This window comes from Luminiphilus sp. nBUS_16, assembly GCF_051201645.1.
In the GTDB taxonomy this organism is placed as follows: Bacteria; Pseudomonadota; Gammaproteobacteria; order Pseudomonadales; family Halieaceae; genus Luminiphilus.
On record NZ_CP179205.1, the window covers coordinates 2199644 to 2221512 of the forward strand.

At 50.7% G+C, this 21869-nt stretch carries 22 protein-coding genes; 8 read left to right on the forward strand and 14 right to left on the reverse strand.

Translation table 11 applies throughout. The features are described from left to right. Nucleotide 1 precedes the first annotated feature (1 nt). Both truD and ACMAY6_RS09780 read left to right on the forward strand, forming a co-directional pair. A complete protein-coding gene (gene truD, locus ACMAY6_RS09775; protein WP_435211405.1) occupies nt 2-979 on the forward strand; it encodes a tRNA pseudouridine(13) synthase TruD in 978 nt (325 codons plus the stop codon). 146 nt (nt 980-1125) lie between these two features. After that, nucleotides 1126-2139, forward strand: coding sequence for a zinc-dependent alcohol dehydrogenase family protein (locus ACMAY6_RS09780; RefSeq protein WP_435211407.1), 1014 nt, complete (start codon nt 1126-1128; stop codon nt 2137-2139). Between the two features lie 130 nt (nt 2140-2269). Here the strand turns inward: ACMAY6_RS09780 and ACMAY6_RS09785 are convergent, their stop codons facing one another. Further along, entirely contained in the window at nt 2270-3295 is a 1026-nt protein-coding gene (locus ACMAY6_RS09785; RefSeq protein WP_435211409.1) for a helix-turn-helix domain-containing protein, read from the reverse strand. Nucleotides 3296-3381: 86 nt separating this feature from the next. Further along, complete coding sequence (locus tag ACMAY6_RS09790; protein ID WP_435211411.1) at nt 3382-3762, reverse strand: hypothetical protein; 381 nt, start codon at nt 3760-3762, stop codon at nt 3382-3384. 668 nt (nt 3763-4430) lie between these two features. Here ACMAY6_RS09790 and ACMAY6_RS09795 point away from each other — a divergent pair. Next, nucleotides 4431-5453 carry a helix-turn-helix domain-containing protein gene (locus ACMAY6_RS09795; protein ID WP_435211413.1) on the forward strand — a complete coding sequence of 341 codons (1023 nt, stop codon included), beginning with the start codon at nt 4431-4433 and terminating at the stop codon, nt 5451-5453. Between the two features lie 105 nt (nt 5454-5558). Here ACMAY6_RS09795 and ACMAY6_RS09800 read toward each other — a convergent pair whose 3' ends face one another. Further along, complete coding sequence (locus ACMAY6_RS09800) at nt 5559-6593, reverse strand: AraC family transcriptional regulator ligand-binding domain-containing protein (RefSeq protein WP_435211414.1); 1035 nt, start codon at nt 6591-6593, stop codon at nt 5559-5561. A gap of 408 nt (nt 6594-7001) precedes the next feature. Between ACMAY6_RS09800 and ACMAY6_RS09805 the strand changes: the two genes are divergently transcribed. Next, a complete protein-coding gene (locus tag ACMAY6_RS09805; RefSeq protein WP_435211416.1) occupies nt 7002-7487 on the forward strand; it encodes a hypothetical protein in 486 nt (161 codons plus the stop codon). A gap of 158 nt (nt 7488-7645) precedes the next feature. Here the strand turns inward: ACMAY6_RS09805 and ACMAY6_RS09810 are convergent, their stop codons facing one another. Together ACMAY6_RS09810 and ACMAY6_RS09815 are read right to left on the reverse strand one after the other, a co-directional pair. Next, on the reverse strand, nt 7646-8125 hold the full coding sequence (locus ACMAY6_RS09810; protein ID WP_435211418.1) for a hypothetical protein: 480 nt from the start codon (nt 8123-8125) through the stop codon (nt 7646-7648). Between the two features lie 170 nt (nt 8126-8295). After that, nucleotides 8296-8901, reverse strand: coding sequence for a protein tyrosine phosphatase family protein (locus ACMAY6_RS09815; RefSeq protein WP_435211419.1), 606 nt, complete (start codon nt 8899-8901; stop codon nt 8296-8298). 225 nt (nt 8902-9126) lie between these two features. On the opposite strand from ACMAY6_RS09815, the gene ACMAY6_RS09820 reads away from it, so the two are divergent. Then, on the forward strand, nt 9127-10776 hold the full coding sequence (locus tag ACMAY6_RS09820; protein WP_435211421.1) for a PAS domain-containing sensor histidine kinase: 1650 nt from the start codon (nt 9127-9129) through the stop codon (nt 10774-10776). A 281-nt stretch (nt 10777-11057) separates the two neighbouring features. On the opposite strand, the gene ACMAY6_RS09825 is transcribed toward ACMAY6_RS09820, so the two are convergent. Together ACMAY6_RS09825 and ACMAY6_RS09830 are read right to left on the reverse strand one after the other, a co-directional pair. Further along, nucleotides 11058-12146, reverse strand: coding sequence for a hypothetical protein (locus ACMAY6_RS09825; protein ID WP_435211423.1), 1089 nt, complete (start codon nt 12144-12146; stop codon nt 11058-11060). Then, nucleotides 12139-12675 (reverse strand): UGSC family (seleno)protein, encoded by a 537-nt coding sequence (locus tag ACMAY6_RS09830; protein WP_435211424.1) that lies wholly within the window; start codon nt 12673-12675, stop codon nt 12139-12141. Before ACMAY6_RS09830 ends, ACMAY6_RS09825 begins: the two co-directional genes overlap by 8 nt. 297 nt (nt 12676-12972) lie before the next feature. On the opposite strand from ACMAY6_RS09830, the gene ACMAY6_RS09835 reads away from it, so the two are divergent. Beyond that, a complete protein-coding gene (locus ACMAY6_RS09835) occupies nt 12973-14283 on the forward strand; it encodes an MFS transporter (RefSeq protein WP_435211426.1) in 1311 nt (436 codons plus the stop codon). Nucleotides 14284-14337: 54 nt separating this feature from the next. Here the strand turns inward: ACMAY6_RS09835 and ACMAY6_RS09840 are convergent, their stop codons facing one another. From ACMAY6_RS09840 to ACMAY6_RS09850, 3 genes are all read right to left on the reverse strand, one after another. Further along, on the reverse strand, nt 14338-15615 hold the full coding sequence (locus ACMAY6_RS09840; RefSeq protein WP_435211428.1) for a cytochrome P450: 1278 nt from the start codon (nt 15613-15615) through the stop codon (nt 14338-14340). Nucleotides 15616-15681: 66 nt separating this feature from the next. After that, nucleotides 15682-15996, reverse strand: coding sequence for a 2Fe-2S iron-sulfur cluster-binding protein (locus tag ACMAY6_RS09845; protein WP_435211430.1), 315 nt, complete (start codon nt 15994-15996; stop codon nt 15682-15684). A gap of 30 nt (nt 15997-16026) precedes the next feature. Then, a complete protein-coding gene (locus ACMAY6_RS09850) occupies nt 16027-16953 on the reverse strand; it encodes a fatty acid desaturase family protein (RefSeq protein WP_435211432.1) in 927 nt (308 codons plus the stop codon). Between the two features lie 106 nt (nt 16954-17059). Between ACMAY6_RS09850 and ACMAY6_RS09855 the strand changes: the two genes are divergently transcribed. Then, nucleotides 17060-18073 (forward strand): AraC family transcriptional regulator ligand-binding domain-containing protein, encoded by a 1014-nt coding sequence (locus ACMAY6_RS09855; protein WP_435211434.1) that lies wholly within the window; start codon nt 17060-17062, stop codon nt 18071-18073. Between the two features lie 2 nt (nt 18074-18075). Here the strand turns inward: ACMAY6_RS09855 and ACMAY6_RS09860 are convergent, their stop codons facing one another. The 4 genes from ACMAY6_RS09860 to ACMAY6_RS09875 form a co-directional block, all read right to left on the reverse strand. Then, a complete protein-coding gene (locus ACMAY6_RS09860) occupies nt 18076-18852 on the reverse strand; it encodes an SDR family NAD(P)-dependent oxidoreductase (protein WP_435211436.1) in 777 nt (258 codons plus the stop codon). A 24-nt stretch (nt 18853-18876) separates the two neighbouring features. Further along, nucleotides 18877-19815 carry a glutathione S-transferase family protein gene (locus ACMAY6_RS09865; protein ID WP_435211438.1) on the reverse strand — a complete coding sequence of 313 codons (939 nt, stop codon included), beginning with the start codon at nt 19813-19815 and terminating at the stop codon, nt 18877-18879. 70 nt (nt 19816-19885) lie between these two features. Further along, entirely contained in the window at nt 19886-20323 is a 438-nt protein-coding gene (locus ACMAY6_RS09870; RefSeq protein ID WP_435211440.1) for a DUF3429 domain-containing protein, read from the reverse strand. Next, entirely contained in the window at nt 20308-20826 is a 519-nt protein-coding gene (locus ACMAY6_RS09875) for a DUF3833 domain-containing protein (RefSeq protein WP_435211442.1), read from the reverse strand. The genes ACMAY6_RS09870 and ACMAY6_RS09875 overlap by 16 nt, the downstream gene beginning before the upstream one ends. A gap of 702 nt (nt 20827-21528) precedes the next feature. On the opposite strand from ACMAY6_RS09875, the gene rmf reads away from it, so the two are divergent. After that, nucleotides 21529-21732: a ribosome modulation factor gene (rmf, locus tag ACMAY6_RS09880; protein ID WP_007235233.1), complete on the forward strand. Its 204-nt coding sequence runs from the start codon at nt 21529-21531 to the stop codon at nt 21730-21732. Nucleotides 21733-21869: the final 137 nt, after the last annotated feature.

Sequence of the window (21869 nt, forward strand, 5' to 3'; positions counted from 1 at the left end):
AGTGGTGCACACACAAACATTGCCCGATTGGTCTCGCGCCCACGGCGCACCGCTATTTGCTGCGCAACTGCGCTATCGACCTGAAGACTTTCAAGTGACGGAGGAACTTGGCTGGGACCTCAGCGACGACGGCGAACATGACTACCTATTCATTGAAAAAATTGGTGCCAACACGCAATGGGTAGCAAAGCAATTGGCGCAATACGCCCAAGTCCCAGTAAAAGACATTGGTTTTGCCGGGCTCAAAGACAGGCACGCCATTACTCGACAATGGTTCAGTGTGCCACGGTGGAATTCTCCTGACTGGTCTGGCTGTAACGTTGAAGGCGTTGAAATTCATCATCTCGAGCGGCACCGCAGGAAGCTAAAGCGTGGCGCTCATCGCGGAAATAGTTTCACTATCAAACTACGGAGCTTGTCCACCGTGGAGATGGAGCCCATCGATCAACGCATAGCCAAACTGACGAACCAAGGGGTGCCCAACTACTTTGGTGAGCAGCGTTTTGGTCGCAATGGCGGCAATCTGGGATTGGCCGAAGAGTGGGCTGGCGGCAAGCGGTTAGCTCGAGAAAAGCGTGGCCTTGCGATTTCCACGATTCGCTCCTTTATTTTCAATACAGTGCTTTCAGAGCGCGTTGCGCAGTCAACATGGAATCAGTTGCAACCCGGCGATAAAGCCAACTTAGAAGGATCGGGAAGTGTTTTTGACTTACCCGATATCGATGCCAATCTGGTCGATCGATGCCAAGCCATGGACATACATCCGTCTATCCTCCTGGTGGGTGACGGGTCAAATTTCAAACCTGAACACTGGCAAACAGCGTTAGCCAAGGCGCGCGTAAACGAGGGGCAGCGCAGTCTGAGGCTCAAAGTCACGGATCTCACCATTGAGGTTGTGGCGACTCATGTTGTACTCACTTTTTCCCTTGGGCGCGGCGCCTATGCGACCGCCGTCCTTCGCGAGCTATGCTCATGGTAAACGAGAACGCAATATCCTCGCGCCAGCATTCTCTAGTGAACTTCAATCAGCCGCGAAGTATGTTCCCAGAGTCACCCGGCTTATTTTGATTATCATGAACGGCTTAACCACTCATTATTTTTAACATTCCATCCGAGGGTAATACTGTGCAAGCACTACAACTGAGCAACTTTGGGGCCAGCAACTTATCACTGGTCGCTAACGCACTACCCGAGCCGCAGGAACACGAAGTTGTGGTGAGGCTAGAAGCGGCTTCTTTGAACCCTCGAGACAGTCAAATTATTGCAGGGCAATTTACAACCGCTGTCGACTTTCCACTGGTTCCCTTGTCCGATGGCGCAGGCACCGTCACTGCAGTGGGCGCAGCAGTAAGCCGTTTCAGTGTAGGCGACAGCGTTACCACCTTGTTCTTCCCCAACTGGCATTCAGGGGAGGCAACAGCAGGAGAGAGAGCCATATCGACTGGGCTAGAAGTGCCCGGGGCAGCTCGAGAAATAGGCATTTTCCACGAAGACTCCCTAGCGCGCTCCGCCCCACACTTATCCGCCGCCGAAGCGGCATGCTATCCCTGTGCAGGCCTAACGGCTTGGTCGGCCCTCTTCGATAAATCATGTGTCACTGAAGGCAGCTGGGTTCTAGTTCAAGGAACGGGTGGCGTGGCGACCATGGGCATTCAGCTAGCAAAAGCCGCGGGCGCCAAGGTCATTGTTATTTCATCTAGCAACGACAAACTTGCAAAGGCGCAAGGACTCGGTGCAGATCATTTAATTAACTATCTCGAGAATCCCGAATGGGGCCAACAAGCATTTGAATTATCAGGACACGGTGTCGATGCCGTCCTCGAAATTGGAGGTACTGCAACCCTTGAAAACTCACTCAATGCTATTCGCCATGGTGGCCACATTAATATCATTGGGTATATGGCCGGTATCGAAATGGGCATCACCGTATTTCCGCTAATCATCAAAAATGCCAACTTCCACGGCATAGGAACAGGTAATCGAGACAGCTATGAGAGCCTTATGAGTTTTGTGGCAGACCACCGTCTCCACCCGCCAATTCATCAACGTTTTCGAATGAATGAGTTGCAGCGAGCGTTAAACGTACTAGATAACGAAAGTCCCTTTGGTAAGGTTGTCATTGATATCGCAGAAACCTAACGCCCAACGACTCATGACGTTTGAAGCCTGCACGAGTGGGTAGCTGGAGAAGTTTTTCTCTAGAACAGAGAACTCAGGGGTGCAAACAGCACATCGAAACTAATCTGAGTGCGATGAACGGCTTCACCGGCTACGGCCCATGAATTTGTATTGCGTCGGAATAATTTCTTGGAGACACGCCAAACCACATTTTAAAGGCATTTGAGAAGGCACTCGGGTCTTTATAGCCAAGCTCCGATCCGATCAGCGCAATCGGTACATGGCAACTCAATTGATTTAGCGCATGGCTTTTCCTAACTTCTGTTAGTAACTCCTGAAAAGACGTGCCTTCAGCTTTCAGATTCCTTTGTAGTGTCCTGACCTCAACCTTTAGAGCCTTAGCGATTGTTTTCTGGGTAATGGCGCCGCGCCTTAGTTCCGCAATCAGTAACCACTCTACCCGCTGCTTCCAAGCAGCAGCTTTTTGTGCTGTCAATTGCTGCCTCGCTAAGACATCGTGAGCCCGGGCAAGTTTTTCGTTGGAGTTGACTCTTTGTTGACGCAGCAACGAGGTGTCCCACCACACTTTAAAAGTGGGCGCTGACCACGTAATGTTCTCGCCAAAACACGCAGTCCAAGGGTCAGGATCGTCGGGCTTACTCTGCGTCAGTTCCACTGCAGAATGCCGCGCCCCATCTGGAAGCAAATTTTGGATCAGGGCTACCAAACCCGATGCAATAAAGTCCTCGTAAAGAGGACTCACCCCTTGGGATAAACGATCTACGGGAGGCAAGTGTGCGAGTACATGCTGATTACCGAACGCCTTAAATTCGGCTGACACGCTGGAGTCTATGAGGGTCGAAAAATGTGCCATGCGCTTTAGAGCTGCAGCAGGTGATGCACTCAGAACGATGGACCACTTAAATGCGGTATTCCCCAATGGCTCTACCTGTTGACCCACGTAAAGGCCAAAGTCTTTACGGTCGACCAGTTGGGAAGCAGCAATGAGCAGCTGGTCCATGAGCTCGGCTCTTAACCTAAACCCTGGCATCAACAAATCTTCATATTTAACGCAAAAATGGGACAGCAGCGGTCTAGGGTCAGTACCTAATTGTTCCAGCGCAACGCAAACTCGCAACGCGGAATGTCTCCAAACAGTATGGTTACCTGGGGTCAATTCAATGGCTCACTGGCTCGACACCGGCCATGTAAATGTGCCTTGGGCGGCAATTTAAGGCTATAGGGAGCTTCGTTGGCAAGAAGTCACTCAGCTGCACACAAAGCACCAAAAACAACCAAAAGTGCGTTGCAGAAGTGCTGGCGCTGGGGCACGCTCAGGTTTGCAGCTCTGTCGTAGATAGACGCCGACAGTGAGTCGGCCGTGCTCATCAGGCCTTGCAATATTTCAAAGGCGACCGCGGCGTGGCCCGTAAAAAAGTTTTGCAGCGTTTGGTTGGAAACACCATCGAAAGCCATTTGACAGTGCATGAACGCCTCCTTAATCGCTTTGTCGTTATCATCCTGCAGCATCAATGCCAATATTGCCAGATCGACCTTGTCCCTGGCTCTGGAAGGCCGAAAATCTGCCGTGAACGCGGAGCTTGTTTGCTGATAGTCACTCAAAAATGTCGCAGCTTTGTTCATAAACACACAAATCCAACTAATCTTAACAAACAGATGTTTTCACAACGACCCAATTGGAGGTTAGGTAAGCAATGCCAACTAGTTGTCCGAATACGACACGCTAGCGCTTTTGTGATGCACGTCACGCGAACTAAGACGCTTGAAGCCCGGGGCGATAAGAACCTTTAAATGAGGCAGTGGCTTGATGTCAGACGTTTTTCCGAACACCTTTCACATTTTTGGCTTTCACGGAAAACGCTTAGCATTACTAAGAATCTTTCCCAGGGCAGTGGTTTTACCAAGGAACGCCGGAGAGTTGTGCACGAAACGCCCAATAATTGCGTAATTGCGACACCAGAGTGCTGTCGTGACACATCTTACGTAAATAAAGGTACTTGAAGCACAGGGCGGGAAGGTCACTAAAATGCGGCTGGGACTAGGTATCAGGCAATTTACTATCCCCCTTTTTCACTGACGGCCTCCACGCGAGAGGCACAGGCTTGGAGGGATCCTTCGTAGGGCATTCGGCTTTACCAAGAAACGCGTAGGTACACCGCCAACTCACAAATAGACCGGGATAAACGGACTAAACGTAGCTCATTAAATATTCTTTTCAAATTGCGACACGTTAGATATTCTCTCTTGACCAACCAATTGTCACTTTTGGCGCAAAAAAAAAGGCACCGGTTATGTCAACAAGCGTCACACCCCGATCAGTTTGGCGGCATAGCGTACTGCGGGTATCTGTGTGCCTTGAGAGCCTTGGTGGAGACGTAGATCAGCTCCTACAGAAATTTGGCCTTACCCTGGAGCAGTTGTTCCAACCGGGGTACAGAGTGCCCAGTCACGTCCTCAACCAAATGATGGACCAGTGCCAACTTGAGACAGGGCGCAAAGACTTTGGTGTTCTTGCCGGCCAACAAACGCCAGTCACTAATTCCGCTCTTGGGGTTTCTGTAAGAGCTAGCAACAACGCGCTGGAAGGCATCAATCGCTTCAAAAAATTTGCACCCGTTATAGAAAGCGGCGCCGTTTTTAAATTACAGTGCCTTGGAGACACTCACATCATGAACATCGGCGGATGGGATGAGCGCTTCAATACCAGCATGTTAGACGCCATGGTGTCGAGCATCTGCCTCGCCGTAAACTACCTTACTCCCGACGGCATCAAACCTCTTCACATTACCATGCAGCAAAGCCAACCCGAGAACCCAGCAACGTGGCATGAATTTCTCGCTGAATCCATTGAGTGGGGGGCTTCGACCACATCCATTGCTTGGAAAAGCGAGGCGCTACTGCAGCCCCGGCTGCTTGCTGATGAAAGGACAGCTTTGCTAAACGATGCTCTCATGGAACCGCAACTGCAACAGGTTCTTAGGAATAGTTTAACTCAGCGGGTGGAAGCGCAAATGGCCGCCCATTTAGAGGACGGCGCACCAACACCCGAGTTAATCGCTAATGACCTCGCGGTAGGAACGCGAACCCTGCAGCGATTGCTTAAAGAAGATGGCACGACCTTCAAAGAAATCCTAAAGCTACTCCGCCAACGGTATGCCAAGGAGAAAATTCTGGACTCGTCCGCTACTGTTTCTGACATAGCATCGGCACTAGGGTACGAAGACCCGGGCGCTTTTTCTAAAGCATTCAAAACTTGGTTCGGACTTTCACCCTCAGAATATATCGAGAAAGAAAGGGATCTGTCGAAACAGTAATCTTTGCTGCCGGCTAGCATTGCTATAGAAATTTATCACCACCCTAAACAGGCTGCCCTCAGACCTGTATCTGAAACGATTCGGCTGAAAAACTTTCAGTTACCGCTAGATTACCTGAGCTGCTTTATACTTTATTGGTGACACACCGACCCAGCCCTTGAATGCCGATGAAAATGCACTCTGGTCTACGTAGCCTAGTTCTGCGGCGATAACACCCACGGGCTGCCCCAAGGAGAGCCGCTCCATAGCTTGACGCCTCCGCTCATCAGCCAACAAACGACCAAAGCTTGTGCTCTCGGCCTTTAAACTTCGTTGTAACGTTCTCACTTGCAACCCAACATCGCTGGCCACCCTCTGCTGTACCACTTTACCCTGTGGCAGCCATTTCCTAATAGACACGATCACACTCTGAACTAGGGCAGATTCTACAGATTTATATTTTTCTGCCGACTCGAAATTAGCCTGCGCCAACCTTTCATTGGCCTCAGGTCTAATCCTACTGACGTCTGCGGTTTTGAACCAAATCCTTGACTGAGCAGCCCCCCAAACAATCTCATTACCGAAAAGCTCATACCACGGCGTCGCATCTTCTGGCTCGTCTCGCCGAAACTCTACAGTTTGGTGCATCTTCGTCGAACCCAGCAGAGCACGCCCTGCCTGGATCACACTTGAGATCGAGAGATCCTCGGGAAAATGAGCTATGGGGTCAGGCCAAACTTCCGCCTCCTGAAGAACACATGCAGTGACGTGTCCACTGATCTCAAAACCGAGACTCAACGATGTATCAACAATGTGCATGAGTTGCTTAAATCGCTGGAAAGCTGCCACACCCGACTCGCTCGCCACAACCGAATTTTGAACCAATGTGTTGCCGAGTGCGGGCATTTCTTGATTCATAAATAGCGCCAAATCCTGTCGTCCCGTGGACAAAACACACGCCAATACTAAATTCTGATGAACGGCGAGTGGCACGCGAAATCCCGGTGTTTGCAAATCGACCAGCACTAAACCGACCTCTTCCAATATAGGACCGGTATTAACACCCAGCTGCTCTGCCGCCGCACAAACACGTAAACAAGCATGCCGCCAGACACTGTGAGCGCTTGTGTTGTGCAGACGCGGGTTGGGGATTTCAGTCATTGTGGTTTCACCCTATCCAATGTTCTACGTTCCTCGATAGATTGACGAAAACCTGTCCCAAAGCTTGTTTTCGCTAGCGTCAGTGGCGGACATTGTGTTTTTCCTTATCTACTCTGCCAGGGAGGGGTGGATCCAGATTAGTCCCTAAGTATTCATTGCTAAACCACATATAGCGAGTAACAGGGCGCCAACAATATTCGGAAAAGCGACACATTCAGCCACCTGTATCGGCAAAATTATGGTGCAGTAATGCTCTAATCACCTCCTGTGGCAGACTTTTCCAGAGGTTAACAAGCTGTACGGGCTCCACTGTGCCCTTTTTTTGAAATCGGGCATTTCAGGTTGCACTCTTACATGATAATGATTATCATTTGCATGAGATTGTAAAGGCGACTCTAAGGAGACATCGTGGATAAAAGCCCTCTAAAAGTTTCATTTTTAAACCTCAAGCTCGTGCAAAAGCTCTGCCAGTCATACGCTAGCGCTGACATTGCTTACCAGAGCTATTCAGCGTGTGGGTTGGAATATTTTCGATCTGACATGGCTGAACCGGCTTTCCTTGAATTTGGAGGTGCCCTACAAATTTGTCATTTCCAAGTAACCAATGAAGCAACCCGATCTTGGCAATGGGCCGCACGGATGGTTGAAAGCACAAATAAACTGGTTGTGGCGCTCAATGAAATTAACTGCCATGACTTGGTCCCTCCCCTGTTAGAAAAAGTCGGTCATGAGCTCAGAGCTTTGTCGCCCCTCATGAACTGTGCCCGAGAGGAAGACCCGCAGAAATTGAGCAACTGGTGTTCCGCCATGTATTGTCCAAAGCGACAAGCAAAGATGGCGAATCTCTACAAAGGCCAACAAATGCAGACGGGAACGGTACACACTCAGCACTGATTTTCGGAAGAGCTATTATTTTCAAATACGAAAAACGACTAGCGCCATTCAGCGGCTCTCTTAGATGGCCTGGCCACTAGCTTAGATGGTGAGGTGGTTACACCTCAACTAACTGACAACGCCCTCACCCGCTTCGTCGCAAACAACTCGAGATACCCTCAGGGCAACGAAGATTTCAGTTCGGCTGGCAGAGCGCTGAGTTGATGTAAACCGTGGGTGGAGTCATCAGGATTTAAAGAGCGATAAACACCGCCAAACTCCCGCAAAATTTTACCGCACCGCCAACCCGGTGCAGAAGCCGGCGAGGGTTCGGAAATAAGCACGCATCGTTTACTGTCTCTGGCCATCCAGCGACCTGTTACCCAACCCTCACGGTTCGAACTCCACCAGCGAGTTTCAAAGTGACCGCTGGCAAACCAAAGGGTCTCTGCTTGAACACCGACAGCATCAATTACTACAGCCTTGTCGAGTACGTCAGCAAATAGCACAGCAATTTCTTCGGTGCTCAGCGCACTTGCATCGTCTTGACCCTGAACGGCGCTTGGGAGTAGGAAACTCCAAAAACAGCCCCACAAAGCAAAGTAGTATTGCAATCGGTTCCAGTGATTCCCTAATTCAGCAGCCTGTCGGCTTACCATTGACGTACTCCTCAATCTCCACCTCGTGAGACAACTCCAACCAAAGAGCACAAGCTCGCAGTCCTACTGGCAACTGACGACAGAGCCGGCACTAAACCTTACGAGCTTGTAATAAGAGAAAGCACTATTGTCGCTGGTCTTCACAGAATGTTAGTAAAAAAGGCTAGCGTTTAATTACCCTCCAGCGCCGAACAAAACTCACAGTTTGGCTCAAGGTTGTGGGCTTTCAGAACATCTACAATAAATTTCCGCCACTCTTCACTCGGTGTCCAAATCGAATTGAGTGCCAAAACAGCATCATTCATGGGTACACCTTGATAAATCGCGCGATAAAGAAAAACGAAGCTACTTGCACGCCAATTAACCTGGCAGTGAACTAGGGTATTCGCGCCCTCTGACTGTCGCATAACCGCTGAAAACAATTCGAAATCGGCAAGACTCGGAGCAGACCACACCACTGGAATGTGCGCAAACTGCATTCCCAGGCCTCTCACAATCCGATCCTCATTAGGTACAGAAGTGTCGTGATCCAAGAAGGCGAGGTAAATCACACGCTCCACGCCCGCCCTTGCAAGTGCTTCAAACTCGAGCGCAGAGGGCTGACCTGAGCTCGCTAACGACTCCGTATAGGCTATGTAATTTACGGGCTTGAGATCACCTTGAACCGGGGTCATATTTTCGGCAGGCGCAAGTAGCGGATAGCCAAGAAGGAATACAGCTGCCAAGAGAATTTTACGGATCAAAGAACTAGACCCTAAAAAACGCCAAATTTGCATGATGCTTCCCCCAGATCCAATTCGTCGTCACACTCAGTATAAAGTCAAAACAGCACTTATCCACATTTACTGAAAGCCACCTGCCGTTTTCGTTGTTGTGTTATATGAAAGGATTGACAGGGCGCACTGACTGTCGAGAGGACTAACAAACCGTCTTATTTGAATGTTTTTCGGGGTTTGTTATTTAGGATCTGAAAGCATTTTCAATGTCATGGAGGCTATGAAATGCAGGGCACGGATAAGCGAAATAGAACCAATGAGGGTGTAACGTCCTCACCTCGTCAAGCACAGCGTTCTACGCAGGAGCTTGTTGCTATTATTCAACAGCAAGAGCAGCAGCTGAGCGAACTAAAAGCCCAAATCAAAACGACAAATGTGCAACTGGAGTCTCTGGAGAATGCGGCTCTCCTAGCCGGTTTGGGTCACGCTATTTGGGACGATCAGCTCGACCGGGATATTTATGTGTCAGAAATTATGGCCAAAATGCACGGAATGGAAGTCGCTGCCTATCTCGAACAAATTTCAAGCTTAGAGGCGTATGCTCAACTTGTTGTAGAGGAAGATAGGCCAGCTTACCTAGCTTATGAGAGCCAAGTAGAACATGAATCAACCCACGAAGACTCATTCGTTGAATACCGGGTGCGTTTATCTGACGGACAAATTCGGTACCTAAAACAACAGACCCGCCTGCTACCGACTGAGGACGGCATTGGCCCTCAATATCTAATAGTCATGCAGGACCTCACAAAGGCCAAGCAAAATCAGGAAGATTTGCAAAAAGGCCAGAAAGCTCTATCGAATAGCGTAGCGTTACTGCAACTAAGCGCCAATCTCGCCAATGTTGGCCACGCTATTTGGAACTACGACCTCAACCGCTATTCTGAAGTTTCCGAAGAGTGGGCGGGAATATTTGGTTACGAACAGTCAGAATTCCTGCAGAAATATGCAACATTAGAAGCCGATTTGGAGCTAATCGAGCCTGACGACCGGCAACGCTACGTCGAGTATTACCACAGCGAGGAGGAAGGCGACATAGAGTACGCAATTGTGCGTCGCGATGGTGAAATTCGCCATGTTTTGCAGAAGTATCATTATGATTCAAGCAACCCCTCCGAAGTATTCGTATCAATACAAGATATAACAGAGCGCAAACGCACTGAGGCTAATCTAATCCAGTCGTCGAAGATGATTACACTGGGTGAGATGGCGGCGGGCATGGCCCATGAATTGAATCAGCCACTCAATGCCATCAGCATTGCGGCGGAAAATATTTCTCAACAGGCAGCTAGAGGTCGAGCAGAAGTGCCCGAACATATTCTGCAGAAAATTGACCGAATCAAGCAGCAGGTAGTTCGTGCCGCCGTGATTACAGATCAAATGCGCATTTTTGGCCGAGAAGCCAAAGAGAGTAACTCTGCATTTGATCTTGTAAACGCCATTACCAACGTGTTTGATTTAGTAGAAGCGCAGCTCAAAATGGAGCAGATCGACTTTATCCCAAACTTGCACCACGACCAGATAATGACCTGGGGCCACCAAATTCGACTCGAGCAAGTCTTACTAAATCTAATATCAAATGCCATCTTCTCCATCAAAACCAGCGGTAAAGCGCTTAAGCAGATAAAGATTGGAGTTGTATTGTTAAACGAGGACACCGTTAAAATTGCAGTGTCTGATACAGGGACCGGCATTCCCGAGGAGGCACTGAAACGTATCTTCGAACCTTTTTACACCACCAAGGACGTTGGCGTTGGCACCGGGCTGGGACTTTCAGTGAGCTATGGAATTGTGCACGATATGGGAGGGGAAATGTTTGCCGAAAACACTGTCAACGGTGCCCAGATCATTGTTCACCTGAAAAGGGTCGAGGCTTAGGCAACGGGGACAACTCAGAATAAACGGTAGGTCATGGGACTTCCTAAACACATTCAACCTATCTCCAGAAATTCTCAAAAACTACAGGAAGGTTTCACCACCCGCCTGCAATGGCAGCCTCCTACGGCGATCAGATCGCCCTATTCAGAAGAACGTTCAGAAGAACGTCTTAGAAAAAGTCCGTTGCGGCGCGGGCAACACAATGACTCTCGGCACACCGCAGCAATGTCCCAATAAGTTTAATTTTTGTCGCCCAACAGATCACCAATCTGTGCAATCGGTTAAGACTTTGTGAAGCTGGGAATCTCACAGAAAATATCAGCCTCAACTTTGACACTTACCGCTGAGTTGCTGTGAGCTCCAGCGCACCAAGAGGGCATAACCATCGAATAGAGCCCACTCCCGCCTGCCTGCAAAATGAGTATTTGCTCCGGCCCTCGAAAGGCCATACGGCGGGTAGGGTCCTCTCCTGTATTTGCAGGTATACCCCCAAAGACGGGCATAAGTCGTTTGACGGTTTCATCTGCCAAGGAGCTACGCTCATAGAGCTCGCGAGCAATATCCTCTCGAGCAAGGCCCGCCTTGTGCAAGATCGCGCTGTGCTCAGGATTCAAGACCACCGTCGCAAATCCACCGGTTAAAGAGGCATTGTTGCTAGGTGCATTAGCCAAAGCTAACGCCAACAACTCAAGTAGGACAGTATAACCCTGAGGGTCATCACCATCCCCGGCATAAATAACTGAATGCGGCGCCTCAGCACCGACGATAGTTACGACACTATCCTGTGCATCAAAACCCAAGGAAACATGAAGTGGAGGAAAAGGGCTGCCCTCCTCGTCCTCGGCAAGACAATAAGTAAACTTGCCCGGATGCCCCAGCAAAGCCATATCCGAACTGCCGGGCCTAGCTTTACCGATGTTGATCATAGTCAATCGCAGTGCTCGTCCAATCGTAGCATTGGCACGATGACCGGGTCCAAGCGCGCCGGTACCAGAAACAATAGGTCCACAGTTATGACGCGCAGGTCCGTTAACTATCATTAGCGGTGCCGTACAGTGCGTTGTTGCCTGCATTTCCGTCAGGTCAAAGGCCGGGTCGATAACGGCCTTAACCGCCGCTATCACGACCGGCATGTAATCGGGTAAACACCCCGCCATAACCGCCGCCACCGCAACCTTTTCAATACTTGCCACGCCATGACCAGGCCCCATAGTGCCCAACACCATATCCCCGGCCTGTCCTGAAGCCAGCACCATACGCGCGACTCTGTCATGCGTGGGAATGACCACGGGCAGCCCGTCGGTACAGCCTCTCTGATGAAGATCCTCTAACGCTTGTGCCTCGTCAGCAGCCGAAAGCAAATCACCCATCACCACCCTCCAACGCCTGAATTATTGTGGGTGCAACTAACTCTGCAATCTTTCGCATAGTCCCCGTGTCTGTCCCTGCCACTGGATGTGGCAACTGGACGCGCGGCACTGCGGGCATACCGAGGGATTGAGCTACAAAATCACCCTGCGCCCAAAACTCTTCGGTCACCAATGCGACTGAGGGAATACCGAGGTTTGCAATATTAATTCCGTCACGCACGGTGCCGGTAGTGCAAGAACCTCAATGTCCGTAGGCAGCAATAACCCCCGCACACTCCCCGGTAATTTCCTGCAACAACTGATCACCAGCAGCAATGGTGGCGTTACCTTTGTTGTATGCCCGTAACGTTATGCTTGGAAACAACGCACAAATAGCGTCACCCACTGCATTCAAAAACTCTACAGAATCGGGAAATCCATTGGCCAATAAACCTATGGTAGTGTTTGAGCTCGATGTAACAGCCAAAGAAAGCTCATAGGGTATTTCATCAATACCTATCGGCGCATCTGGATTGTGATATTCGATCATACGACCTCCTTTTCAGGCCTCCAATTTAACGCAATGCGATAGGTAATTACTATTAAGAATCTCGTCATTCGAGACGCCTATAAGGCGTTGGAGTTGTCTTTGTCGTCGTCGCTGGCCCTAGGTAGATGAAGTAAAGCAGCGCAAAAAAATAATGAAGGTGTTTTCCCACCCCGCGAAATTTACGTCCTGAACCCTCAAATTGACGCCGTTGCGTGGACACAAGACTGGTAGCTCGACATCTACGGCTGATAGTGGGAACGTAAGGCACGGTTCTTTTACACTGCAGAGGAAGACGACATGGCGTCAGAGCATGACGACAAGGGTAATATGCGCAAGGTCGCACTCACGTCGCTGGCCGGCACAAGTATTGAGTGGTACGACTTTTTCATCTATGGCACAGCCGCCGCGATCGTCTTTCCCAAGGCGTTTTTCCCTCAAGACCTCCCTCCCATGGTGCTGCTGATCATTTCTTTCAGCACATTTGCGGTGGGCTTTATTGCCAGGCCCGTAGGCGGCGTGATTTTCGGCCACTTTGGCGATCGTGTAGGCCGAAAGCGTACCTTAGTCGTTGCTTTAATGATGATGGGGGCCGCCACAACTCTGATCGGCTTGCTCCCCACGTACGCAACGATTGGCATTGCCGCACCCTTGGTGCTGGTCCTTTTACGCTTTATCCAAGGCCTCGCCATTGGCGGTCAGTGGGGGGGTGCCATGCTCTTAGTGACCGAGAGTGCTCCGGCCAATAAACGGGGCTGGTATGGCGCCTATGCGCAAGCAGGTGCACCGGTTGGCGTCATTTTGGCAAACTTGGCCTTTATCGGCGTCAGCATGAACATGAGTGATGAAGCCTTTATGAACTGGGGCTGGCGGCTACCCTTTCTCGCCAGTATTCTGCTAATCGGTGTATCGCTTTTTGTCCAGCTGCGCCTGGAGGACACCGAGGCCTTTAAAACGCTGAAGGCTGCACAGGGCATGCCTGACGATACTCAGGTGGTCGCTAGATCGCCAGTTGTCGAAGCATTCAAAAAATATCCCCGAACAATCATGCTCGCCGCCGGAGCGTTTTTGTCGGTACAAGTCACCTTCTATATTTTGATCGCGTTTACCGTTGCCTATGGACTCAACTCCCCCACGGTGAACCTTTCCCGGGAGGCCATGCTCACCGCCGTTCTAATCGGCTCTGCAGTCATGGTTCCAACCCAGTTCTATTTCTCAGGGCTGTCTGACCGGATGGGTAGAAAAAAAATTTATCGCTGGGGAGCCATTCTCACCGGGCTTTGGGGCTTCGCCCTCTTCCCACTTATCGACACTGGCTCCCTACCGCTGATCACGTTAGGCCTTACACTGGGTCTTGCTTTCTTGGGCATGCAATACGGCCCTCAGGCCGCATACTTCACAGAGCTATTTAGTACAGAAGTTCGCTACTCGGGAGCGTCGTTGGGCTATCAGATTGGTGCCATCGTTGGCGGAGCCTTGGCGCCCACGCTCGCGGTCTTGCTGTGGAAGGAGCTGGGAATTACCTTTGTCTCGCTCTACATCTTGCTGGCGGCGGTGCTCACGCTTTGGTCACTGTCAGCTTTAGAAGAAACCAGCGGACAGCCCTTGTAGCCGCAAGCGACATTGCTGGCCAACTCTGGCCAGCGGCGAGGGCTTGTCGGCGACCTAAATTTTCGGGTGCAATTTAACTGGTAAGTCGTGATATCCACGAACGAAAGAGTTGCAGGTTCTCACCGGGGAACCTACGACTTCGACACGCTCAAAGCGCTCTAAGATCTCCTCCCAAACGATACGTAGCTGCATCTCAGCCAACCGATTACCCATACATCGATGGATCCCCATACCAAACGATAAATGATTCCGCACATTAGGCCGGTCAATAATGAACTCGTCTGCGTTCGGTATCATGTCGCTGTCGCGGTTACCAGAGACATACCACAGAACAACGCGCCCGCCTTTAGGAATGACCGTGCCATTAATTTCAACATCCCGCGTGGCTGTTCGGCGCATGTGCGGTAGTGGCGTTTGGTAACGAATAATCTCTGATACCATGGATGGAATCAGCGCAGGATTTGCCTTAAGTTTTGCCATCTCAGAAGGGTTTTGGTGCAAATACAGCACCCCCCCGGTCATTGAGTTTCGCGTAGTGTCATTGCCACCCACTATTAACAGCATCAAATTGCCTAAATAAGACAACGGCTCATCAACCATGTTTTGCGTTTTAGGATCACGCTGCAACATTCGAATCAGGTCAAAAGACTCTCGATCATTTGCCTTGTGCTCATGCCAGAGTTGCGTAAACGACTGCAGCATTTCAAGCATAATTGTGCGTCGCTCATCGATACTTAGGCCTCGGCCCGCTGTAATCCGCGCGTCAGATGTGGCGGCATCTGACCAGTGCGTTAGCAAGTGGCGTTGTTCCTGAGGAAAATCAAAAAGCGTCGCTAGCATTTTGGTGGTCAAATCGATTGAAACACGATCCACCCAATTAAAGGTTTCGCCAACGGGCAATCCCTCAAGGGTCTCTTGGGTACGCTGGCGAATTATTGCCTCAAATTCTTGTAAATTCCGTGGCGCTACGACTCCCTGAACGGCTCGTCTTTGCTCATCATGGAGCGGCGGGTCGGTCGCAATAAACATCTGCACCGACATGTCGGGCTCAGGATCAAGAATGGCAATAGATGGCTCTGACGAAAACGCCTCCCAGTTTTTCTCCACCTCGACGATGTCCTCGAAACGCGTTACCGACCAGAAATCACCGTGCGGCGCAGGGCCCGCGGGGCCTTCCGCCTGATAATGAACCGGGGCTTCGTTCCGTAGTCGCTCAAACAGAGGTTGCCAGGTATCAAACTCAAATCGTCTAGGATCAGCCACATCGAGCTGCTCTAAAGGCGTACTCAGCGGGTCGGGCAATCCGTCTTTTTGGGTCACTGCCTGATTCATGGGTGCGTCCTATTCCATTTCAACATTTCGTTTAGCGGCTAATGTGGCCTCGTCAGAGGCTCAAGACTACATCTGAAATTCTGGGAGTCTTATGGTCATGTCGCCACCTTGTTCGCTGACTTGAAGCTGGCAACTCAAGCGGGAATTTGATTCGCGATCTGGGCGTAACCCCAGCATGGACTCTTCTTGAGGCTCCACCGCTGGCAGCTCGCTCGATACCTCTACAAAACAGTGGCAGGTGCCGCAAACAGCCGAACCTCCACAATCAGCATCAATACCCGGGATGTCGTGCTTCATGGCCATCTCCATAACGGTGAGGCCTGATTCGCTGTCTATCTGATGTTTGGTGCCGTCGAATTCAATGAAGGTGATAACGGGCATGCTCTGTCTCCTAGCCTGTGGCTTTAAATATTAATTAACTCGGCGCCATTTTAAGCCAGAAAGTTGATAGGTGGGCATACCTTGTTCAAATAACTCGTCCCGATGCGCTTCAAACACTGCACGATATCGATACCAAGGCACTCTGGGAAAAGCGTGGTGAATGCCGTGGTAGTTCTGAAAACCCCAAAGCCAGGTACCCGCGCTACGTAATGCTCGAGGCAGTTCAAAAATGGACGTGTCAACAAATTTGCCTGCGACGGTATGTGGCCTGTGCACGACGTAAGCAAACAGATAAACCAAAACCACCTGCCCAATCAGTGGCCCGACAACAAGCGTGAATAAAACGTCCACACTCACAGAGAAGGTTGAAATACCGGCACTCGCCGCCACAGGGCCAAACAACGCAATCAGTAACAAAACGCGGCTGAGAAGTATGGCAGAGGTTTCAAGTATGAAAGTTCTTCGAAGCTCCTTGTGGGCACTAGGCCACCGCTCTCGCAAAAAGAGTTGAAATTGTTGTGCGGTTAGCAACATCGGCGATGCGACAAGTCGCCAGGGGTTAGTTGTCATGTCTGCACAAATCAGATCAGGATCCTCACCTACCTTGTTGGTGTGGTTATGGTGTGAAAAATGCTCGTGGCGATGAGCGCACAATGGAATCCCTGACGGGATGGCCGCAAGATAACCTACCCATTCATTAACCCATCGGTGTTTCTGTTGACCACCACAGACAGCGCCATGCACCGCCTCATGCAGCCCGGTATAAGCTGCGTAGGTAAAGAATGCCATTAAGAGTACACCCACCGACACCGGTAATAGCCCAGCTACCACCGCTACAGGGGTTAAAAAATACGAAAGGAACACAACAGCTACCAGCAGTATCGTTGGCCACGCCAGCGTATCGCAGTAACCGTTCGCCGAGCGCTTCATCAACTGGACTTTTTCTCGATTTGTCATGTGCAACACTCGATCATGGTGGTGAAATGCTACTTGAGGCACTTTCGATTGACCCATTCCTCTTTCGCCATTAGGGTGTCATTATACGCCTAAAAAGGCCGCAAACATGATAAGTGCACATTATGCGAGGCTGCTACACCGCGAACTTAAAATCCGTGGTCATGACGACGCTGCGCTCTTCAGGGGCTGTGCTATTAATTCAGAGGCACTCTGGCAATTGGCCAAGTTGGAGCCCAGTGATTTTCTGAAGTTACTTGCCAATGCTCAAGAGATGCTGGGTGACAAACAATTAGGATCACTGGTTACCAGCAGAAATGGACTGGCAACACTGGGAATGATGGGCGTTGCAATGATGTCGGCACCGACCCTCGGGGCCGGACTGCAAGCCATGTCAAGTTACTCAACTCTGGAGGCCGATTACCTGCATTTTGAGCTGCTAGCAGGACAAAGGGTTACGCGAATCACGCTAGAGACCGATCGAGACTTGGGCGACTCGTTACTGATACATGCTGAGACGGTCTTTGCACTCCTTCAAGACTACCTTAGGGACTTAGTAGGGTCAGCCGAGGGGACCATAACATTTAAAATTGCCTATCCTGCCCTCAAGCGAGAGGCACCCATGGCAATCCCTCTCTTGGGCAAACTGAGCTACGACTGCCGTTTTACAGGCCTAGAATTCCCAACCCATTGGCTGAACACCCGCTCCCCCTTTAGCAACCCCGAAGTTTGGCAACTCTCTAGGCGTCACCTTAGCGAGCAGTTACAACTAGCCAGCTCTCCCGGAGACCAGCCTTTCACGCGTCACCTTCGTAGCGTGATGCAGTCTCAACGCCCACCCCTGCCAGACATCAACGACCTTGCGGAATCACTGCATTTATCTCCGCGAACCTTAAGCCGGCGTCTCATGGAAGAACAGACAACGTTTCGTGAACTGAAGTTGAGAGCCGTTCACGATTGTGCGAAAAATATGTTGCTTGATGGTGCGAGCGTGGAGGCCGTAGCCGCAGAATTAGGCTATGAAAATGCCGCCAATTTCCGCCGTTCTTTTCGCGCGGTTAATCTCTGTTCACCCACACAGTGGATGAAAAGTTTTCGCCAGGGGACCGCGGCCAGTATATAGCGTTACTGCGGACGCGCCTTGATTCGAAAAAACCGGCGAGTCCATACTGATTGAAAGAGTGGGTCTAACCACCGGTACAAGCGCCCCGACACCACCACAGGTTTGCCAACATCTGCGCCACGGATGGCGTCACTGACGACGGTGTCAGCGCCGTACCAAAGCCATCTTGGCATACCTGCCTTCATATCGTTCAAACCCGCGGTTTCATGAAAGTCAGTGTGTGTGAAGCCGGGACACAAAGCTGAGACATGGACACCCTGCCCTGCCACGGTAAGGTTTAGCTCCTCGGACACCGCCACTAAATAGGCTTTGCTTGGTCCATAGTTACACCCACCCGACCGGGGAATTCGTCCCGCTACAGACGCCACGTTAACCACTCGACCGAACTTTCTGGCGGCCATGCCGGGTACGAAGCGATGACACAACTCAACAACCGATAGCATCATTAGTTGAAAGAAAGCCTGCTGCTCTGGCCAATCACGATCCTTCAATAAGTCAGGCCCGGCTACACCCGCGTTATTAATTAGCCAGTCAATCTGAAGGTTGTTGTCATGACAATATTTCTCGATTAGCAACGGCGCATTGGGCTCAGAAAGGTCGGCCACCAATGTTTTCACCGTCACACCGAAGTCCTGACTAAGAGAAGCTGCAAGCGCCTGCAAACGGTCTCCACGACGCGCAACAAGCAGCAAATTGAGGCCTTTTTGTGCCAACTGTTTCGCGAACTCAGCTCCCAAGCCTGCCGAAGCCCCAGTCACTAAAGCATACCTTGGCGTCATACTATCTCCCACATGATCAGTGTATTAATCTGCGGCAGCGGGTTTTACAACATAGCCCACCCGTGGAAAATGCACGTGCAAAACACCGAAATCATCTGTTTGCCGCGCCACAACATAGCGCTCACCGGTGGTCGCCACCAGCTGTCCTAATACGGGAACCTGCCCGTAGTCGGTGGGCGCCACGCTCACCATCTGATTCAGGTACTCATGGCTATCAGACGGTGGCAGAGGCCGGGGCTGCGACTGCGCCGCCATTGCAAAGGCGTCCGAGGGATCAAGTTCCAATCGCTCGCCGTGGCCCGGCTCAAGCATAGACTCATACCACCGATTCAAATGAACAAGGTCTTTGGGCAAACTCATCTCGATAAAATCCAGCTTAAATTTCACCGGGTGGATCGCCGCAAAGTCGGCGTAACCCGGACGCTCCCCATCGAGGAATAAACGGTCGGCAAGAGCGGCATTTAAATCCGCGAAAAACGTTGTTATCACCGAGCGGGCTTGCTCTCCTGAGGGCGGTCGAATCGTTGCGCCTTTCATCATGCCCGAGCGGTCTTTAAAAAATCGATAGGTCTGGCGAATTCCAAATTTTCGCAGCAGCGACGCAAGCACTTTTGTAGGGGGCTCGCTGGTAATGACTGAAAAGAACACATCACCCTGTGCGCGAGCCACCAATTCTTTGCAATCATCGCTCACTGACGCCGGGCGCAGTGCCGCTCGATCAGTTTCTCCGGCAATCTCAAGGGCGATAAGCGCCGTGTCACAAAACAAGTCCGCGCCCTTCTGAGCGACCGGGATCCGCCGATATCCGCCAGTCAGAGGGTCGAGGTTGGGACGAGGGGGCATAGCGGGAGATATCACCGAATGCCACGACAACCCGGTATGTCCAAACATCAGACGGATTTTTTCAGCATAAGGAGACGCTTCATAATGGTGCAAAACCCATTGATTGTTATTTTCGGTCACTTCTTTCTCCGTTTTATTGTCTCAATCTGCAGGGTGACGCCTCGAGCGCAACGTGGTTAGTCCAGCGTAGTTAGTCCAGCATAGCTACATTCAATCCGACGTACAGCAAATGAGCGAAGACTACCGCAAGGGTCAACTGCGCACGCATAGCCGAATACCAGTTTCGCGTCGTCTGTGTACGCCTTTCGTACCAAAGCAAGGCAAGATATCCGAGTGTAAGTAGCAATACAGCAAGCACCACTTGCGCGGTTAATACGCTTGCAACGGCAAAAATAACAATGCCATTGCTCACGACTAGATGAAAATTCTGCTCACCATCTGGCAACTGGCGTGTGTTACCCCAGAGTGCACCCGACAGGAAACTTAAGATCGCAAGTGAATAAACCACAAAGCCCTGAATTGAGAGCGCTCTGGGGTAATCCTGCAGAAAAGCTATGCCAAGTAGAAACAGGTAAAAGGGGGTGAGACCAGCAAAGCCCAAAGCTTGCGTTGTTATTTGGGGGCGCATTCAACCTCTACATCAGGATGGCGAATTATGGTGAGTAAAATCTCACCTACACCAACCCCAAACTTGCTCATTTTCGACTGATTAACGACCACATCATCGCTAACGCGATACATGCGGTCGTCTACTCGGACATCGACCGCTCCATCTTCGAGCTGGATACGCAAGGTATAGTCCAAGACAAAGGCGCTGCCATTCCAACGGCCTTCGCCTTCACCAACAACATCGCCCGCCGTCGCGATAAACCTTTGATTGGTGCTTGGCGATAGCGTCCACACACGCTTCTGGACCTCGCCATCGTCGAAGACAAAGTCTTCATCTAGGGTGCCTACACCATCATTCCAGCAGGCACTGATGTCCGCATTAAACTGACGTATCGCTGCGCCACGACGGTCTCTCACTACACCGTGTGCAGTCAGAAAACCCGTAAAAAATGTTTCCGGTCGCATTTCCGGGGACTTGATGGCGTGATCCTGCAATGCAGCCGATCCACACCCCGACAACAAGGCGCAGCATCCTAGGGCAAGTAGGTAAAAAAAACCCCGGCCGCGTGGGCCGGGGAGAAAAAACCATCTGGGGGAAGATGGCCTAAAACTATCGCAAGACATACTGGGACCAACCCTGTGGCCGTTCCAATGCGTTTAGTACGACCCTATTTTTAATCTGGATCACCAAAAGTTTTGCGCTAGTAGCAACCCCTAAAAAACCCAGCCTGTTCTAACAGGACCAACAACACGTGCACAGCGACCGACGCCTGACGAATCGCCGAAAACCACAACCGTGTGAGCCCAAACGCGCGTCCCTTCCAAACAGGGTGGAACAAGTTTTCGGCGCCAATATTTGTACCAAAAGCATTTTTTGCCTCGGTTTTACAGCAGGTTATCCAGACATAAGGAGAATGATTCTTAGCTCATAGCAAGCTTTAGATCCTTGCAGAACATGGTTAGAACCAATCAACTATCGACAGGGATTCCCGCTTCTGTTTTTATTTCACATGTGCAGACTTATCGTTATACATTGACAGACCAGCCTGTCAGCTGCCCACCACTGCAGTCTGACCGAAGCATCCTAAGAGTATGCCCGATTGAGGCACACCCAAGCCTTGTAGGTTTGCACGCCACTTTGCTCCCTTTCCCTTCTTTTGCACTTGATGGACATTAGCCGTTGCGGCTAATAGTTGTTGCCAATAATTAGTAGGAGATCAAACGATGCGAAGATCCAAACGAGACATGCTGAAACGCGCTTTCGAACGTGGGTACCAAATAGGCCTCTCCGGGCGTTCACGGGAAACCTGCCCCCATGGTACTGGACCCCACAAACTAAGCTGGCTGCAAGGTTGGCGCGAAGGCCGAATAGATCAATGGGAAGGGCTCACCAACATCACTGCTTGTCATAAATTGTCCGGCTTCTGACCTGAATCCCAACTAAGCACCACCCAACTCTGGTGCAGCACGCCGAGTTGGGTGCAAAAACGGTTATTTCATCGCTTTTGAACCCATTGTGATGAACTCACGACACTTGTTTTTGTCATAGCAGGAGCCATATCCTT

Coding starts and splice junctions, on each gene's coding strand:
- ACMAY6_RS09790 (WP_435211411.1), bottom strand. CDS start 3,762: ATGAACAAAGCTGCGACATTTTTGAGTGACTATCAGCAAACAAGCTCC.
- ACMAY6_RS09795 (WP_435211413.1), top strand. CDS start 4,431: ATGTCAACAAGCGTCACACCCCGATCAGTTTGGCGGCATAGCGTACTG.
- ACMAY6_RS09800 (WP_435211414.1), bottom strand. CDS start 6,593: ATGACTGAAATCCCCAACCCGCGTCTGCACAACACAAGCGCTCACAGT.
- ACMAY6_RS09810 (WP_435211418.1), bottom strand. CDS start 8,125: ATGGTAAGCCGACAGGCTGCTGAATTAGGGAATCACTGGAACCGATTG.
- ACMAY6_RS09815 (WP_435211419.1), bottom strand. CDS start 8,901: ATGCAAATTTGGCGTTTTTTAGGGTCTAGTTCTTTGATCCGTAAAATT.
- ACMAY6_RS09820 (WP_435211421.1), top strand. CDS start 9,127: ATGCAGGGCACGGATAAGCGAAATAGAACCAATGAGGGTGTAACGTCC.
- ACMAY6_RS09825 (WP_435211423.1), bottom strand. CDS start 12,146: ATGGGTGATTTGCTTTCGGCTGCTGACGAGGCACAAGCGTTAGAGGAT.
- ACMAY6_RS09835 (WP_435211426.1), top strand. CDS start 12,973: ATGGCGTCAGAGCATGACGACAAGGGTAATATGCGCAAGGTCGCACTC.
- ACMAY6_RS09840 (WP_435211428.1), bottom strand. CDS start 15,615: ATGAATCAGGCAGTGACCCAAAAAGACGGATTGCCCGACCCGCTGAGT.
- ACMAY6_RS09845 (WP_435211430.1), bottom strand. CDS start 15,996: ATGCCCGTTATCACCTTCATTGAATTCGACGGCACCAAACATCAGATA.
- ACMAY6_RS09850 (WP_435211432.1), bottom strand. CDS start 16,953: ATGACAAATCGAGAAAAAGTCCAGTTGATGAAGCGCTCGGCGAACGGT.
- ACMAY6_RS09855 (WP_435211434.1), top strand. CDS start 17,060: ATGATAAGTGCACATTATGCGAGGCTGCTACACCGCGAACTTAAAATC.
- ACMAY6_RS09860 (WP_435211436.1), bottom strand. CDS start 18,852: ATGACGCCAAGGTATGCTTTAGTGACTGGGGCTTCGGCAGGCTTGGGA.
- ACMAY6_RS09870 (WP_435211440.1), bottom strand. CDS start 20,323: ATGCGCCCCCAAATAACAACGCAAGCTTTGGGCTTTGCTGGTCTCACC.
- rmf (WP_007235233.1), top strand. CDS start 21,529: ATGCGAAGATCCAAACGAGACATGCTGAAACGCGCTTTCGAACGTGGG.